The following is a 16308-nucleotide window of genomic DNA, read 5'->3' on the forward strand; positions in this document are numbered from 1 at the left end:
CCAGCTGATCGAGCGATTCTCCCAGTCCACCGGCGAGACACTGCTGGTGCACGGCGTCTTCATCGAGGTGCTCGGCAAAGGCGTGCTGCTGAGCGGCGACCCGGCGATCGGCAAGAGCGAGCTCGCCCTCGCCCTCATCTCGCGCGGCCATCGCCTGATCGCGGACGATGCCACCGAGCTCTACAAGACCCATAACGACACCATCATGGGACGCTGCCCAAAAGTCCTGCAGGACTTTCTCGAAGTGCGCGGACTGGGCCTGATCAATATCCGTGCGATGTTCGGCAACAGCGCCATCAAGCCCTACCAGCGTCTGCACCTGATCATCGACCTGGTCCATTTCGAAGACCAGAAGCTGAAGAGCCTCGACCGCCTGGAGGGGAGCCACTCCCACCGCAACCTGCTGGACCTGGAGATCCCTCAGACCAGCCTCCCGGTCGCCGCCGGCAGAAACCTGGCGATCCTGGTGGAGACCGCCGTACGCCAGCACATGCTATCGGTCGACGGCTATAATGCAGCAAGGGACTTCATACAGCGCCAGCAGGATTACATCGACCAGCAAATCGAGCCGGGCGACTGAGTTCAGGGACTGTCTGCAGTCTTCCAACAGACGCTGTTGATGCACAGCCAGCACAGGACCAAATCCGCTACACCCCCCCGCTGGATTGCGCTAACCTATGGAAAGTCTGGCGTTTCTAACACGATGAAAAATATGAACGGGTCATGGAGCGACAGATTGCCGAAACAACCGCCGATACGCGTTGCGGATCGCCACCAGCCTGCCATGGGGTAAGCATCACGGCCCGTGATCGATCCAGGCTGCGGTGCAATCTGTCAGCCAGTGGACAGGTCGGGGTTTCCCCAGCACGTAATTACAAACGCACAGAGGTCCGCTGAAAAAGCACCATGAGCCAAGGTATCAAGCTCCAAATCATCACCGGCATGTCGGGCTCCGGCAAGACCATCGCGCTGCACACCCTGGAGGACATGGGCTACTACTGCATCGACAACCTGCCGGTGCGCCTGTTGCCGGTCTTTGCGCAGCAGATCTCCGAGAGCGACACGGATACCCTGCAGCGGGTGGCAGTAGGAATCGACGCCCGCAACCGGACCTTTCTCGATGATCTCCCGGACAGCCTTGCCCGACTACGGGAGATGGGCTTCAACTACGAAATTCTGTTCTTTCAGGCTGACGAGTCCATCCTGATCAAGCGATACAAGGAGACCCGGCGCAAACATCCTTTGACAGACACGGATACCTCGCTGCTGGAAGGGATTGAACAGGAGAAGCTGCAGCTCGAGCCGTTATCTTCCGACGCCGACCTCCGGATCGATACCACCTACACCACGCCACACGATCTTCGCCGACAGATCCGCGATTTCGCCAGCGATGGAAGCGACACCGGCCTGACCCTGATGTTCCGGTCGTTCGGCTTCAAGCACGGTACCCCGCTGGATGCGGACTATGTATTTGATATACGCTGTTTGCCGAATCCATACTGGCAACCCGAGCTACGACGTTTTACCGGCCTGGACGAACCGATAATTGACTTCATGGAAAGACATGATGCCGTGGAGGAAATGATCGATTCCATCCGGCTCTTCCTCGAGAAGTGGATTCCCGCCTTCGGGCAGGAACACCGCAACTACCTTACAATCGGGATCGGTTGCACGGGAGGGATGCACCGATCCGTGTACGTCGCGGAACGGCTGGCAAGATACTTCGGCGCACGGGAAATCCGAACCCTGGTGCGCCACCGGGAACTCGTATGATCGGAATACTGCTCTATACCTTGGGGGAAACCGGCTACCACCTGACTCGCGCCGCAGCGGCAATGCTTGATGATCCGCCCGACAGGCTGGAGGCCCTTGCCGTACGCATCGACGCCAATCAGGATGTTGTCATGGCACAGCTGCGTGATTTGGTCGATCAGCTGGATGCCGGATCGGGTGTACTCGTCCTTGCCGACATTTATGGCGCAACCCATACAAACACCGTCTGCAAGATCGTCGAACCGGGTCGCGTGGCCGCGGTAACCGGTGTAAATCTTCCGATGCTCGTTCGTGCCATCAACTACCGTAATCTTCCCCTGGACCAGCTCGTTGAAAAGGCTGCTGCTGGCGGGAAGAACGGGATTGCGGTTGTCGATGGAAAATCCGTAAACCGGGAAGAACAAGAATGAACTGTCGAACGATTCAGATCATCAACAAGCTAGGCTTGCATGCCCGCGCGTCTGCCAAGTTCGTCAAACTTGCATCGGAATTCACCAGCGAAATTACGCTGGCCAGCAATGGGCAGAAGGTAAATGGCAAGAGCATCATGGGAATCATGATGCTCGCAGCAGGGCACGGCACTGAACTGGAACTGTGCGCAGAGGGACCAGATGAAGATCAGGCCATGAATGCCCTGGCAGCGCTTGTCGAAGACGGCTTCGGAGAAGACGATTGATGTTTACACTCCACGGCACAGGAGTCAGTAGCGGCATCAGCATCGGCACGGCGTATGTACTGAGCCGGGCGCGTCCCTCCGTCCCCGAATATAACGTTCCGAAAGCGCTCATCAGCAAGGAGGTTGAACGATTTCAGGCGGCAATCTCGCTGGCGCGTGAACAGCTGGACCGTATTCGCCAGCACATTCCCAAAAAGGCGCCGGCCGAGGCAGTGGGTTTCATCGAAGCACATCAGTTGATTCTCGAAGATACGCTGATTTCCGAGGCACCAATCAACACGATCCGCAAGGAGCAACGCAATGCGGAATGGGCCCTGAAAGTCCAGAGCGACCACCTCGGCGAGATTTTCGAGCGTATGGACGACCAGTACCTGCGAAATCGCCGAACGGATGTGGAGCAGGTCGTGGATCGGGTCTTGCGTAACCTGATCATGCCTGAAGACGTGGATGGGGATGGGGATATCTCCGCCGGTCAGATTGTCGTGGCCAATGATCTGACTCCCGCCGATACGGTGATGCTCAAGCACAACCGGATCAAGGCCTTTGTCACCGACTGGGGTGGCCCGATCTCCCATACCGCGATTCTGGCGCGAAGTCTTGGCATTCCAGCCATTGTCGCGACCCACGCGGCGACCCAGTATGTCCGCAACGGGGAAAATCTGATCGTCGATGGCAAGCGCGGGGTCATCATCATTGAACCCGAACCTTCCATCCTTCAGGAGTACCGGCGCCGAAAGAAAGCGATCGTCCAGCTGAAGAAGGAACTGGAGACGATCAAGCGTGCTAAGTCACGGACTCGGGACGGCCACCAGGTTCGGCTCCTGGCCAACATCGAACTGCCAGCGGATGTGACCGCGGCAGTCAAGGCAGGGGCCGAAGGGATCGGCCTGTACCGAACCGAGTTCCTCTTCATGAACCGGGAACACCCGCCGACCGAAGAAGAACAGTTCCGGGCATATCGGAAGATCGTCAAGGCCATGGACAACCGCCCGGTAACCATACGCACGCTCGATCTGGGCGCGGACAAACAGGTCGACGGTGGAGCCGCGGGGGCGGGCCCGGTATCCATCAACCCGGCATTGGGGCTGCGTGCGGTCCGGCTCTGCCTGAATGACCTGAATCTCTTCCGCCCGCAACTGCGTGCCATTCTGCGCGCGGCCAGCTTCGGCAAGGTCAAGATGATGATCCCGATGCTGTCCACGCAAATGGAGTTGTTTCGCGTCCTGGAACTGATCGAGGAAACGAAGCAGGAACTCAGGCGCGAAGGAAAATCGTTTGATCCCAATCTGCCGGTAGGCGGGATGATCGAGGTGCCAGCGGCCGCTGTTGCTGCCGACCTTTTTGCGCCGCATCTCGACTTCCTGTCCATTGGAACCAATGACCTGATCCAGTACACGCTTGCGATCGATCGTGTAGACGACGCCGTGAACTACCTCTATGACCCCCTGCATCCGTCGGTGCTGCGATTGATCAGCCAGACCATCCGGGCGGGTGTTGCCGCCGGGATTCCCGTGGCGATGTGCGGAGAAATGGCGGGCGACACGCGCTACACACGCCTGTTGCTTGGAATGGGTCTTACGGAGTTCAGTATGCACCCCAGCACGCTGCTGGAGATCAAGAAGATCATTCGCGAAAATGAATATTCGAAACTCGCGAAGTTCGCGCGCTCAATCCTGCGGATGACCAACTCGTCCGCGATTCATGATCGTGTGGAACAGCAGAACGAAGGGGGGCGCCCCCTGTCCCTGAAGCGACGCGGCTAGCGGAGACGCTCGGTGCGGGGCTGGAGCAAAGGCCCCATTTCCTGAAGAACGTGCTCCGGGTACACATAGTACGCCCGGCGGTGTTCGATCATGGCCACCAGTCCATTTCGGTAGCGGGGCCGATCCGGCCTGAACCCCTCAGCCGTACGCACCTCTAACTTCTCCTTGAGGAGCGACATCGCCGCGATGCGTTTCAGGCGGAAAGGCCGCCAGAATGGCGGCGGCCGGGCCGCCGAGGAAAAACCGCGCGTCTGGTAACAGTCGACTACAAGTTCTCCCCGTTCATTGGTGTAAACCGCATGCGGCTCCACGACGCGGATCTGGCGCTGGTCATGATAGCGAATGGCAATGGCGCGCCGTTCACGTATCGCCCGGGTCAATGCATTTAGGATATTCGGAATCATCACTTTCCTGGTCTGGCTAGCCATCTACGGCGGTCAGATCAAAAGTATAGCCGGACGGCCGGGCAATGCACGCGTCCCGGGGATTGGTCCGGACAAACGGATCGAATTTCCGCGTCGTCGGTCACGCCGGGAGAACTCAGATGAGGAACAGCGCCGCCAGACCCAGGAAGGAGAAGAATCCCACGACATCCGTCACGGTGGTAAGCATCACGCCGCTGGCCAGCGCGGGGTCGATACCGACCTTGCGAAAAAACAGGGGAATCGTCACACCGGACAGTGCCGCACTGACCAGGTTAATCACCATCGCGGCGGCAATGACGAAGCCCAGTCTGATATCGCGAAACCAGGCAACCGCTATTACGGCAACCACCAGGGCCCACAGCATACTGTTTACGATACTGACAAGAAGCTCGCGTATCAGTACACGGCGCGAGTTTGCGCTGGTAATCGTACCCAGGGCCAGTCCACGCACGACCAGTACCACGGTCTGCGTGCCCGCGTTTCCGCCCATGCTGGCAACGATCGGCATCAGCACGGCCAGGGCAACGATCTTCTGAATGGCTCCTTCAAACAGACCGATTACCATGGATGCGAGTACTGCGGTAACGAGGTTCACACCGAGCCAGAGGGCGCGGTTGCGGCTGCTTCGCGCCACTGGGGCAAAGATGTCCTCGTCCTCCGTCAGACCTGCGGGCGCCATCACCGATCGATCAGCTTCCTCGCGGATAACGTCGACCACGTCATCGATGGTGATTCGTCCAAGAAGACGGTTGTCCTCATCGACGACCGGGGCAGTGATCAGGTTGTAGCGCTCGAATGCAGCCGCGACCTGGCGATCCGAGTCCATGGCATCAAATTTGATCGGCTCGCGATTCATCAGCTGGCCGACACGAATTTTCGGATCCGCCGTAAGGAGTTTTGCCAGTTGCAGGGTCCCTACCAGACGGTCGTTGCGATCAACGACAAACAGCTTGTTGGTATCTTCTGGCAGGGCCCCACGCGCCCGAAGATAGCGCGTTACGACCTCAATACTGATGTTCTCCCGCACCGTAACGGTATCCACATTCATGAGACCGCCGGCAGTGTCCTCAGGATAGGACAGGACCGCGTCCAGCCGCTGCCGATCCTGTTTGTTCAAGGCAAACAGGATTTGCGAGATTACGTCGTCCGAAAGATCCGGAAGCAGATCCGCAATATCATCGGTGTCGAGGCTCTTTGCCGCAGCAACCAGTTCCGATCCGTCGAGGTGGGCTACAAGATCGGACCGAATACTGTCCGGCAACTCCAGCAGGACCTCGCCGATCATATCGCTCGGGGTGAGAGAAAACAGGACAGGTCGTTGATCCGGGGGAAGGCTGGCCAGGACGGCCCCGATATCCGCCGGATGCATGCCGGACAGAATCGTGCGCAGGCGCTCCGGGGCCTCCTCTTCCAGCGCCTGGGCGATCAGGGTGACCGGATCGATAGCGATGTTGTCTTCGTCTGCCATTGCCGGATTACTCGAGCGTGGACAATCGCCCCGTGAAAACCAGGGCAAGTCTAGCATTGCTGCGGCAATAACGGGACCGTCGAACCGGCCCTTTCTCCGTCAGGCAGGATCCCGGAGACGTCGATGACGAATGGCAGGAAGGCTGTTGCGAACCGATTCAATTCGGCGGCGATCGATCTCTCCAACTACGACACCGGATCCCCGGGGCAGGCGATCGATGATATTTCCCCATGGCCCAACGATCATGCTGTCCCCGTGCGTTTCCCTCCCATTGATGTGGTAGCCACCCTGGGCCGCGGCGATGACGAAGGCAAGGTTCTCAACGGCCCGGGCGCGAACCAGTAGTTCCCAATGTGCCTTGCCGGTCATCTCCGTAAACGCCGACGGAACGGCAAACACGTCGGCGCCCTGGTCCAACATTCGCCGGAACAATTCCGGGAACCGTAGATCGTAACAAATCGCAAACCCGAGCCGTCCGAACGGAGAATCAACCACCACGACCTGACTGCCTGCCTCCTGCGCCCGGGATTCGTTGTACTCCTCGCCGTTGTCAAGTTGCACGTCAAACAAGTGCATCTTGTCGTATCGTGCAACGCGTTCTCCGCGCTCATTGTAGGTCAGGCACGCCGGTCGGACTTTTGCCGGATCGTCCGCCTGCAGAGGTATCGTGCCACCCACAAGCCAGATTCCGTGCTCGCGGGCCCGGGCAGACAGAAAATCCTGAATCGGCCCGCTTCCATCGACTTCGGCAACCTTGCGCCGGTCCTCATCATGGATTGGCATGATCGCGAAGTTTTCCGGCAGGACAACGAGCCCTGCTCCCTGGGCGGCGGCCGACGCGATCAGCCGCCGGGCCTCATTGAGATTGGCCCCCACGTTCGGTCCGGAGGCCATCTGGACAGCTGCTGCCTTGCTCATGGGACAGGGTCTCCGGCCTTTTCCGTTTCAAGGACGATTCGGTCGCCTGCATCCAGACCGGGGCGCAAATGAATCCGCTCGCCGCTGATACCGAGCGCCACAAGCCAGCCGCGTAGCTCCTCCGCCCACAACAATCCGTCATCGCCCCCCGCATAGCGTATCAGGATCGACAAATTCCGGTTCGCTTCCAGCTCACCCTCCAGTCCGTGCAATCCGGGCAGCCGGGAGACACGCTCTCCGCTTCGGGGTCGGGCCCACTGTTCCGCCGTGACCGTATAGGTCTCTGCCTTCGCGATATTCGGAGCGGCCCATAGCGGCAGCGTGCAGAACGCCGGCAGCACAAGCACAGGAATGCGGAAATGTTTTTTCTCGGTCATATTCTGTACACCGGTCAGTCGCTGGACTCCGTAGTTGGCTTGGTACCGGTGACCTTGGTTACCTTGGGACTGTCGAGCTTCCCTGTGATCTTATAAGTGATCCGCGTCCCCTTCTCAATATCCTTGTGGAAGATTTGTTGCAGCGCCAGCACAAAGGCCGCGGTCTGCGGACCCCAGATCCAGCCCGCCGCAAAGGTTACCGGATCGCGGAGATTGGGAGAGATATCGGCGACAATATCGACATCCTTGTTCACCAGATTGGCGGTGCCTCGGGCTGCGATGTCTGCCACGGACCCATGGACTACGATCCCGTCCGTATACGCCACACCGCTGCGCACAGCGACCCGCCCCTTGATCTCGGAAAATGAAAATGCCGAACCAACGGCGGGTTTGAAATTCAGGGTCATCATCTCCCCCAGGGACCGCAAATTGAAGATGCCGGCGAGACGCGCCGCACCATGCTTCATGTTCAGAATCGTGCCGTCCTTGGCCGTCACATTTGCCGTCCCGTCCAGATTCTTCAGCCCGGGACGCTCCGGGTCTTCGCGCCAGTGGGCCTTCAGCTTCATCTTCAGCTTGCCGTCTCGAATGAAATTCTGCAGACCAAATCCGGCCATCGTCTGCCCCATATTGCTGCTGTTCAGGTCCACATTCATATCCAGCGAGTCATGGCCGACCACCTTGTACCAGCTTCCGTCCGCACGCACACGAAGGTCGTCGCGATCCAGATTCAGTCGCTCGATGCGCCACCCGAGGTCCGTGTGCTGCGCCGAAAAATCAAGCTTTCCGAAATCTGCGTCGCCGTACGAAAACTTCTTGCTTCGTACCACGACAACCGGAAACTCCCTGGGATCGAGGTTCCCAAGGCCCTCATGTGTTCCCGGCGCTGCCGACGGAAACTGAAAACGGTCCAGATCCAGGACGACGTGAAGTCTCTTCTCGGCTTCGTACAGGGTTGCCGTCCCTTCCGCAGTCTCCCCCGTGAACGCGCCCGACCACCCGCCGGGTTGACGGTCCAGACCCAGGCGCAGGGCCCCGAATTCGCGCCCATAACCGTGCACTTCCCCGGCATCCACGCTGACGTGGGTGAGAAAAGATGGCTCCTCGCCGTTTCCCTGCCTGAGATAGGTGATCCAGGGTTCGGCATCCACCCGCGCGGAACGCAGGACAATTTCCAGCCCTTTTTGACTTGGCAACGCGACCGATGCGGAACCGAGCATGATCCGGCCTGCGCGAAACTGCCAGGACTGGCCATGTTGCTGAAAATCGAATATGCCGGCGATTTGATGGCCCAGCCGCATGCGCAGGACGTTGTTCGCGTGGTCACTTCTGACGGTTTCCAGGACGGTCTCCGGTTTTCGTGTCGCGAGCGATACAAACGGCGCCGGCAGCCGGGTCCGCATGCCCTCCAGCCTCGACTGCACCTGCAAATACGGCAGACCGTCTCTCAGCCGAAGTTCGCCGCTCCAGTTCGCAGTACCTGTAATCAAACGCCCCAGCCCCCGTCCATAGATCGCTGCAAGGTCGTCGGAGTTCAGTTTTCCCCGCCCAAGGAAGACGGTTTCCTTCCCTGCCCGTGTCTCCCGGGTCGAGGCCGAGATGACGGCGGGTTGGTTCAGCAACTTGGCATGGACTTCGCCGTCGTCGATGCCCTTGTGCGAGAACCGCACCGCGCCATGCATATCCGTCAAACGCATTCCGGTTACGGGAAGCTTGAGGTCACCGCCCAGGAAGCGGTATTCCCCGCTTATTCGTGTTTCGCTTGCCACATGCGGAATGTCAATGTGAAGACTGAGCGAACCGTTGCCGCTCCCCTCCAGACCTGGAGTAATCATTCGCGAAATGTCGAATCCATTCTTCGTTTTCGGGGCGTGACGCAGCACATCCATGGCCGTGGCGACGGGACCGAATACGCGGCCGGTAACGACTACCGGCTGACTTCTGTCCCTGAGATCCGTCTTGCGCGCAACGACGTCGCTGACGTCGAGATCGCCAATATGGCCGTCGTCCGCTGTAATCAACATACTTGGGCCGCGGAACGTCAGAGTGGTATCGGCATCATCGATGGGCGGCCACCCTTCCAGGAACACCAGCCGGGCATGCTTGACTCTTGCCTGCACCTCGAACTTGCCTTCCCCGTGTCTGAACGGATAAGCGCGCGTTGCCCCATCAAAGTCGAGGTGTCCGCTCACCAGCTCGCCCCCGACGACCGCCTGGTCCAGCCAGTGCAACAGCTTCTTGTGCAAGTGATTGACCGGGTAATAGCGGGATGCATGGGAAGCATCGCCACCGAAGAACGAGAAGCGCATCTTCAGATATGGCGACTGCTCATGATCGAAGGGAAGTTGCAGCTGGAAATCTCCCTGCGCAACCGCATCACCCGCAACCCGAATATCCTTGGCATTGATATCCCAGCGATCATTCTTTCGCTCCCAGCGAATCTTGCCAATGGCTCGTCGAACGGGAATGGGTCCACGAAACATCCACGGAAGCCGGAACTTCATGATCTCGGAATTCAGCCGAAGCTCCCCGGTCTTGTCCGTGACAAGAAGATAGCCGCTCAGACCTTCGATACCCGGGAGCTTCTTGTAGGGATCGAAGCGTATGTCGTGGAGCTGGCCACTGGCCATGAAACGGGATCTCGCATCGGCGCGCTGGTCGAGCTGCACGGAAAGATTGTCGATGGTTCCTCCGGGACGAATCGTCTTCACGAGATCCGATACCTCGGGTGCGAGCCCGAGCTGGGTTACGTAGCCGGAGAGTTTGGTCAGATCTACACGCCTGATCTGAATGCTCGAAAGTGATGGAGAGTGATCCACACGGATGTATCCGGCGGCCCAGGGACTGTCCCCGATCGCGACCATCGCATTCTTGACGTCGAGCTGCCAGGCATCCGGGTGACCGCGCCATGCGACCCCGGCGCGCAGGCGGTGCAAGTGAATTTCGACCTTGGGATCTCTCAGGCTGGGGAAACGCAGATCCGTCGCATCGACCCGGCCCTGTGCGACGCGCGGAACGCCCCCGCTCCACTGCGTGCGAACGTTCAGGTCAAACCGGCCACCAAATCTGCTGGAGATGCCTTCGCGCGCCACAAGCGGAAGAGCGTCCAGATTCAGGCCCTGGGCATTGACGTTCACGCGTCCGCCCCATTCGCTTCCGACTAGCGGGTTCCCTTCGATATCGATATCCAGTGAACATTTCTGGCACAGGTCTTTCGGGAAATCGGCAACAAACATCAGGTGATGGCGGTTGCCATGGTTCTCCAGGGAGAGATCCACGTTCTCGAGATGTTGGGTCTTGTGAACCGGCTCCCGGCGGTCCACCCATTTCAGGGAACCCTTCTCGATTGCCATGCGGCGCTGCCTGAAGAGCCACCCCATGAAGGCGCTGTCCCCGGCCTTTTCGGCGTCTTTCCCTGCCGTTGTCGCTTGTACGGTGACGGGGCTGAATCCCGTGATCCTCAGGCGATTGTCGGGCAGCCGCTCCACGACCACCTGCGGATGAACCACGACGAGGTTGTAGATCGTGAGCTTGCGTTCGATCAGGGGCAACAGGGATACGCTGACCCGGACCTCGTCCAGCACAACGGAGGGTCGATGAAAACCCGGCGCATAGACTTGCACGCCAATTGCGTGAACCCCCGGGTGTACTCCATCCCACCACGGCTCAATCCGGTCTATCTTGATCTTCTGCCCGGAGATCCGGGCCAGCGTGGCCTCCACCGAGGCCTTGTCCTGCAGCAGGGTCGGCAACCACAAACGTCCGGCACCGTAGGCGAGGACCAGCAGAACCGCCACGGCAATGGCGACGATCCGGCTCAGACGGTAGGTGTGTCCCGCAATCCTCAGCAGTACATGTTTCATCGGGACATTCTCAGGAGTATTCCCCAAACAAGGCGCGAATCCCGTCAAACGAGAACGACATCGAATTGCTCGGGATGATAAATGGTTTCAACCTGCAGGTTGATGGGCTTACCGATGAATTCCTGCAGTTTCTCCAGGCCCGAGGATTCCTCATCAAGCAAAAGGTCCACCACGGACTGCGCGGCCAGTACCAGATACTGCTCGCCTCCGAACTGCCGCGCCTCTCGCAGAATCTCACGGAAGATTTCGTAGCACACAGTCTGCGCAGTCTTCAGCATGCCGCGCCCCGAACACACGGGACAGGGTTCGCAAAGCACGTGCTCCAGGCTTTCCCGCGTGCGCTTGCGTGTCAACTCCATCAGCCCGAGAGGAGAAAGATGGGTGATATGAATCTTGCTTCGGTCGCGCGAGATGGCCTTCTCCAGCGCCCGAATGACCATGCGACGGTGATCTTCATCGGCCATATCGATAAAATCGATAATGATGATCCCGCCCAGATTGCGCAGGCGAAGCTGGCGTGCGATGGACTGGGCTGCCTCCAGATTGGTCTTTAACAGGGTCTCTTCCAGATTCTTCCGCCCGACGTAGGCCCCCGTGTTCACATCGATGGTCGTCATCGCCTCGGTCTGATCGATGATCAGATAGCCGCCGGATTTGAGCGGGACCTTGCGCTCCAGGGCCTTCTGGATCTCGTCCTCGACTGAATAGAGATCGAAGATCGGTCGTTCGCCGGGATAATACTGGATCCGGCTTGATATTTCGGGAATGAATTCGGCAACGAATTCCTGCGCCTTCTGGTAGGTCTCACGCGAATCGATCCGCACATCCTCGACCTGACCGCTGATGAGGTCACGCATGGCGCGCATGGCCAGAGGAAGATCCTCGTGCACGAGCGCGGGAGCACCCGGCGCCAGGGAAGTCTCTTCAATCGCCTTCCATACGCGGGACAGGTACCGGATATCGGCCTTGAGTTCGTCTTCGGTGGCGTTCTCCGCCATCGTGCGAAGAATGTATCCGCCGGTCTCCTCGTCGTCGACCATGGCGCGCATGATCTCGCGCAGGCGCTCGCGGGTTTCATCGTCCTCGATTCGCTGCGATACCCCAATTCGGGTAGAGGAAGGCAGGAACACGAGATAGCGTGCCGGCAGCGCCAGATACATGCTGAGCCGTGCACCCTTGGAACCCAGCGGATCCTTGGCGACCTGCACCAGCACTTCCTGACCTTCGTGTAACAGGGAGTTGATGGGCGGCGCCTCGCCGGCGCCCGCGCGGCTACCGTTGCTCTGCAGGACATCCGCCGCATGCAGAAAAGCGGTGCGCTCCAGACCGATATCGACAAAGGCTGCCTGCATGCCCGGAAGAATTCGCGCGATCTTTCCCTTGTAGATGTTACCGACGATGCCCCGATTGCGTGTGCGCTCGATAAACACTTCCTGCAGTACACCGTTTTCCACCACAGCGACGCGGGTCTCCTGGGGAGTCACATTGATCAGAATCTCTTCACTCACCGCTGCCGCTCCGCAATTGGTTTAACAGGCCAACCAGTTCATACAGGGGCAAGCCGACCACGCCGCTGTAGCTTCCCTCGATGTGGCTCACAAAGGCGCCGGCCAGTCCCTGGATGCCATATGCGCCAGCCTTGCCTTCCGGTTCGCCGCTGTCCCAGTATTGTTCGATATCGCGGCGGCTGAGGTCGGCCATGCGAACCCGACTCACGCTGACGGCATCGTACATCGTCGGGCCGGATGCGATCGCTATCCCGGTTACCACCTCATGGGTCCGCCCCGCCAGCTGCGAAAGCATCCCGATACCGTGTTCACGGTCAGCGGGTTTGCCCAACACTTCATCGTCGACCACCACGCAGGTATCCGCACCCAGAACCGGCGCCGCTTTCAGTTCATCCTTGACCAACTGTTCACGGCCGGCGGCGGCCTTGTCCCTTGCCAGACGGCACGCATATTTCTGCGGCGTTTCACCCGGACGCCAGGCCTCGTCCACTTCCACGTCCAGTACCCGGTATTCGATGCCAATCTGTTCCAACAATTCCCGACGTCGCGGGGATTGGGAGGCGAGATACACGAACGCGCCATTCGCCGGCGCAAGGGCCACAAGGAAATCCGTCATTGCCACGCCCCGTCGCCGCAGCGGCCCCTTCGACCTGCCGAATTCCTATTATAAACGCACGGCCCGTGTCCGCCCCTCATCGCCGCCCGCCGCGATGATAGGGCCGATTCCCGGCGATACTCCAGGCGCGATACAGCTGTTCCGCCAGGACCACCCGCACCACCGGATGCGCCAGAGTCAACGCTGAAAGGGACCACAGCTTGTCCGCACGTTGCAGGCATTCGGGCGAAAGGCCCTCGGGCCCGCCGATCAACAGGGCCACGTCGCGGCCCGCGCCCATCCATTCAGTCAATGCGGCCGCCAGGGCCTCGCTGTCTATGGAGTCACCGGTTCGCTCCAGCGCAATCGCGTAGCAGTCCTTTGGCAGGGCCGCGAGGATCCGCTCTCCCTCGTCCCGCAACAAGCGCGCTACGTCCGCGCCCTTGCCGCGCCGCTGTGGCGGAATCTCCCGCAGTCTCCAACGCAGGTGGGGTGGCATGCGGCGGCGGTATTCCTCGCTCGCTTCGCGCACCCAGTCGGGCATGCGAGTCCCCACGGAGATTATATGCAGCTGCACAGCGCCGTTGATCCAGGATCAGCCCGGCTCGCCGGCACTGGCCTCGGTACTGGAACCATGGGACCAGAGTTTTTCCAACTGGTAGTGATCGCGGGTTTCCGGAAGCATGATATGGACCAGTGCATCGCCGAAATCGATCAGCACCCACTCGCCCACATCCCGGCCTTCCAGTCCCAGGGCACGGATTCCGCGGTCCCGCAGCGTGTCCACCAGACGCTCGGCCACCGCGGACACGTGCCGCCTTGAGGTTCCACTGGCGATGATCATGGTATCGGTGATACTGGTTACATCCCGCACATCGATCACGCGCACATCGCGCGCCTTGGCATCGTCGAGAATTTCGACAATCTGTTCTTCGAGGGTCTCACCCGGCATTTCTGATTCCGTTGTTGTTTCGGTACAAACCTTGTTCGCGAATGTATTTCAGTACCGCTCCCGGCAGTTTCCGGCTTACATCAATACCAGCGGCAATGTCCCGACGCAGCGCAGTCGCGGAAATGTCCTGGGGACTTACCGCGAGGAAATACACGCGGCCCGCCGGCGCTTGTCGCAACTCACCCGGACCTTCGCAAACGCGGCCCCGGCACCAGGAGGGCAGGTCCTCCGGGCCTTCGTCCCAACCGGGACGTTGCAGCACCACAACATGGGCCAGTTCCGGCAGGCGCTGCCATTGGTGCCAGCTTGTAAGGCCTTCGAAGGCATCGCTTCCCATCAGCAAACACAGGGGAACGGTGTCGCCCCATTCGGCGCGGAAGGATTCGAGGGTTCGTACCGTGTAAGAAGGGCCACCCATGCGCAGCTCGCGATCATCGACGGACAGCTCGGGAAATTCCTCCAGTGCCAGGCGAGCCATGGCCAGGCGTTGCCCGGCACTGGCGACCGGCGCATGTCGATGGGGTGGCTCGGCGGCCGGCACGAGGTTCAGGGTATCCAGCTGCAAGGCGGCTCGCGCCTCCCGCGCCGGGCGAAGATGGCCATAGTGAATGGGATCGAAGGTGCCGCCAAGAATTCCGAGCAAACTCATCGAATCGATGTACAACCCCGAACGAAAACAACCCGTCGCGGATACCGCTCAGCTACGGACATGCCCTTCGCCAAGAACGACATACTTCTCCGAGGTCAGGCCCTCCAGACCCACCGGTCCGCGAACATGAATCTTGTCCGTGCTGATACCGATCTCCGCGCCCAAACCATACTCGTAGCCGTCCGCAAAACGGGTCGAGGCATTTACCATGACCGAACTGGAATCTACCTCGCGCAGGAAACGGCGGGCGCGTGACCAGTCTTCCGTCATGATCGAATCGGTGTGTCCGGAACCGTGCTGACGAATATGTTCCACGGCCGCATCGAACCCGTCGACCACCCGTATTGAAAGGATCGGTGCAAGATATTCGGTGTCCCAGTCGATATCCGTGGCGGCAACGATGCCGGGCAGGATTTCCCGCGTGCGTGCGCAGCCGCGCAGCTCCACTCCTTCCTTTGCGTACATCTCCCCCAAAGGCGGCAATACCGTGGCGGCAACGGCCTGATCCACCAGCAGGGTCTCCATGGTGTTGCAGGTGCCGTAGCGCTGGGTCTTGGAATTGAACGCGACCGCGATACTCTTCTCGATATCGGCCGTGGCATCAATATATACATGACACACGCCGTGCAGGTGCTTGATCACGGGAACCAGTGCCTCGTTGCTTACGCGTTCGATCAGGCTCTTTCCACCCCGGGGCACGATGACGTCGACATAGGTCTTCATGCGAATCAGCTCTCCCACCGCGGCGCGATCCGTGGTGTCGACCACCTGCACGGCATCGGTCGTCAAGCCCGCTGCCGCAAGCCCCTCGTGAATGCAGGCTGCGATGGCACGGTTGGAGTGAATGGCCTCGGAACCGCCGCGCAGGATGGCGGCATTGCCCGATTTCAGGCACAGGGCCGCGGCGTCAGCGGTAACATTGGGACGGGATTCGTAGATGATGCCGATCACCCCCAGGGGGACGCGCATCTTGCCCACCTGAATTCCAGAGGGCCGGTAACTGAGACCCGTGATCTCACCCACGGGATCGGTCAGGGAGGCCACCTGGCGCAGGCCGTCGATCATGGCGTCGATTCGCGCCTCGTTCAGCTCCAGGCGATCGAGCAGGGCCGCATCCAGGTCATGGGCAGAACCGGCCTCCAGGTCCAGCCGATTGGCCGCAAGCAACTCGGTCCGCGCCCCGTCAATGGCATCGGCAATGGCGTGCAGAGCGGCATCCTTGACCGCGGTCGTCGCCTGGGCCAGTTCCTGCGCGGCCGTGCGCGCACGAATGCCCACCGATTCCATATAGGACTTGATGTCGCCGACAGAGGACTTCTTTGCCGTGCTTCCACTCATGAA

The 16308-nt window shown here is 59.9% G+C and carries 16 protein-coding genes; 5 read left to right on the plus strand and 11 right to left on the minus strand.

Going from position 1 to position 16308, the window contains the following annotated elements:
• From P8X48_03555 to ptsP, 5 genes are all read left to right on the plus strand, one after another.
• On the plus strand, positions 1-580 hold a 580-nt coding region (locus tag P8X48_03555), incomplete at its 5' end, for a hypothetical protein (GenBank protein MEJ2106393.1).
• Positions 581-906: 326 nt separating this feature from the next.
• Positions 907-1773, plus strand: coding sequence for an RNase adapter RapZ (rapZ, locus tag P8X48_03560; GenBank protein ID MEJ2106394.1), 867 nt, complete (start codon positions 907-909; stop codon positions 1771-1773).
• Positions 1770-2183 (plus strand): hypothetical protein, encoded by a 414-nt coding sequence (locus P8X48_03565; protein MEJ2106395.1) that lies wholly within the window; start codon positions 1770-1772, stop codon positions 2181-2183. The genes rapZ and P8X48_03565 overlap by 4 nt, the downstream gene beginning before the upstream one ends.
• Positions 2180-2449 (plus strand): HPr family phosphocarrier protein, encoded by a 270-nt coding sequence (locus P8X48_03570; GenBank protein ID MEJ2106396.1) that lies wholly within the window; start codon positions 2180-2182, stop codon positions 2447-2449. Before P8X48_03565 ends, P8X48_03570 begins: the two co-directional genes overlap by 4 nt.
• Positions 2449-4212, plus strand: coding sequence for a phosphoenolpyruvate--protein phosphotransferase (gene ptsP / locus P8X48_03575; GenBank protein MEJ2106397.1), 1764 nt, complete (start codon positions 2449-2451; stop codon positions 4210-4212). The genes P8X48_03570 and ptsP overlap by 1 nt, the downstream gene beginning before the upstream one ends.
• On the opposite strand, the gene P8X48_03580 is transcribed toward ptsP, so the two are convergent.
• The 11 genes from P8X48_03580 to P8X48_03630 form a co-directional block, all read right to left on the minus strand.
• Complete coding sequence (locus P8X48_03580) at positions 4209-4616, minus strand: WYL domain-containing protein (protein ID MEJ2106398.1); 408 nt, start codon at positions 4614-4616, stop codon at positions 4209-4211. The two genes, ptsP and P8X48_03580, sit on opposite strands and share 4 nt — an antisense overlap.
• A 136-nt stretch (positions 4617-4752) precedes the next feature.
• Complete coding sequence (mgtE, locus tag P8X48_03585; protein MEJ2106399.1) at positions 4753-6105, minus strand: magnesium transporter; 1353 nt, start codon at positions 6103-6105, stop codon at positions 4753-4755.
• A 99-nt stretch (positions 6106-6204) separates the two neighbouring features.
• A complete protein-coding gene (locus P8X48_03590; protein MEJ2106400.1) occupies positions 6205-7023 on the minus strand; it encodes a carbon-nitrogen hydrolase family protein in 819 nt (272 codons plus the stop codon).
• Positions 7020-7400, minus strand: a complete 381-nt coding sequence (locus P8X48_03595) for a hypothetical protein (protein MEJ2106401.1) — start codon at positions 7398-7400, stop codon at positions 7020-7022. The genes P8X48_03590 and P8X48_03595 overlap by 4 nt, the downstream gene beginning before the upstream one ends.
• Positions 7401-7414: 14 nt before the next feature.
• Positions 7415-11263, minus strand: coding sequence for a YhdP family protein (locus tag P8X48_03600; protein MEJ2106402.1), 3849 nt, complete (start codon positions 11261-11263; stop codon positions 7415-7417).
• 44 nt (positions 11264-11307) lie between these two features.
• On the minus strand, positions 11308-12771 hold the full coding sequence (gene rng, locus P8X48_03605; GenBank protein MEJ2106403.1) for a ribonuclease G: 1464 nt from the start codon (positions 12769-12771) through the stop codon (positions 11308-11310).
• Positions 12764-13387 carry a Maf family protein gene (locus P8X48_03610; protein ID MEJ2106404.1) on the minus strand — a complete coding sequence of 208 codons (624 nt, stop codon included), beginning with the start codon at positions 13385-13387 and terminating at the stop codon, positions 12764-12766. The genes rng and P8X48_03610 overlap by 8 nt, the downstream gene beginning before the upstream one ends.
• 76 nt (positions 13388-13463) lie before the next feature.
• Positions 13464-13943, minus strand: coding sequence for a 23S rRNA (pseudouridine(1915)-N(3))-methyltransferase RlmH (gene rlmH, locus P8X48_03615; protein ID MEJ2106405.1), 480 nt, complete (start codon positions 13941-13943; stop codon positions 13464-13466).
• An 18-nt stretch (positions 13944-13961) separates the two neighbouring features.
• Positions 13962-14318, minus strand: a complete 357-nt coding sequence (gene rsfS, locus P8X48_03620) for a ribosome silencing factor (protein ID MEJ2106406.1) — start codon at positions 14316-14318, stop codon at positions 13962-13964.
• Positions 14308-14967: a nicotinate-nucleotide adenylyltransferase gene (nadD, locus tag P8X48_03625; GenBank protein ID MEJ2106407.1), complete on the minus strand. Its 660-nt coding sequence runs from the start codon at positions 14965-14967 to the stop codon at positions 14308-14310. The genes rsfS and nadD overlap by 11 nt, the downstream gene beginning before the upstream one ends.
• A gap of 48 nt (positions 14968-15015) precedes the next feature.
• Positions 15016-16305: a glutamate-5-semialdehyde dehydrogenase gene (locus P8X48_03630; GenBank protein ID MEJ2106408.1), complete on the minus strand. Its 1290-nt coding sequence runs from the start codon at positions 16303-16305 to the stop codon at positions 15016-15018.
• Positions 16306-16308 lie beyond the last annotated feature (3 nt).

This window comes from Acidiferrobacteraceae bacterium, assembly GCA_037388825.1.
GTDB lineage: Bacteria > Pseudomonadota > Gammaproteobacteria > Acidiferrobacterales > JAJDNE01 > JARRJV01.

Excerpts from the sequence above, each read along its gene's own strand:
- rapZ (MEJ2106394.1), top strand. The coding sequence starts at position 907 with ATGAGCCAAGGTATCAAGCTCCAAATCATCACCGGCATGTCGGGCTCC.
- P8X48_03565 (MEJ2106395.1), top strand. The coding sequence starts at position 1,770 with ATGATCGGAATACTGCTCTATACCTTGGGGGAAACCGGCTACCACCTG.
- P8X48_03570 (MEJ2106396.1), top strand. The coding sequence starts at position 2,180 with ATGAACTGTCGAACGATTCAGATCATCAACAAGCTAGGCTTGCATGCC.
- ptsP (MEJ2106397.1), top strand. The coding sequence starts at position 2,449 with ATGTTTACACTCCACGGCACAGGAGTCAGTAGCGGCATCAGCATCGGC.
- P8X48_03580 (MEJ2106398.1), bottom strand. The coding sequence starts at position 4,616 with ATGATTCCGAATATCCTAAATGCATTGACCCGGGCGATACGTGAACGG.
- mgtE (MEJ2106399.1), bottom strand. The coding sequence starts at position 6,105 with ATGGCAGACGAAGACAACATCGCTATCGATCCGGTCACCCTGATCGCC.
- P8X48_03590 (MEJ2106400.1), bottom strand. The coding sequence starts at position 7,023 with ATGAGCAAGGCAGCAGCTGTCCAGATGGCCTCCGGACCGAACGTGGGG.
- P8X48_03595 (MEJ2106401.1), bottom strand. The coding sequence starts at position 7,400 with ATGACCGAGAAAAAACATTTCCGCATTCCTGTGCTTGTGCTGCCGGCG.
- P8X48_03600 (MEJ2106402.1), bottom strand. The coding sequence starts at position 11,263 with ATGAAACATGTACTGCTGAGGATTGCGGGACACACCTACCGTCTGAGC.
- P8X48_03610 (MEJ2106404.1), bottom strand. The coding sequence starts at position 13,387 with ATGACGGATTTCCTTGTGGCCCTTGCGCCGGCGAATGGCGCGTTCGTG.
- rsfS (MEJ2106406.1), bottom strand. The coding sequence starts at position 14,318 with ATGCCGGGTGAGACCCTCGAAGAACAGATTGTCGAAATTCTCGACGAT.
- nadD (MEJ2106407.1), bottom strand. The coding sequence starts at position 14,967 with ATGAGTTTGCTCGGAATTCTTGGCGGCACCTTCGATCCCATTCACTAT.
- P8X48_03630 (MEJ2106408.1), bottom strand. The coding sequence starts at position 16,305 with ATGAGTGGAAGCACGGCAAAGAAGTCCTCTGTCGGCGACATCAAGTCC.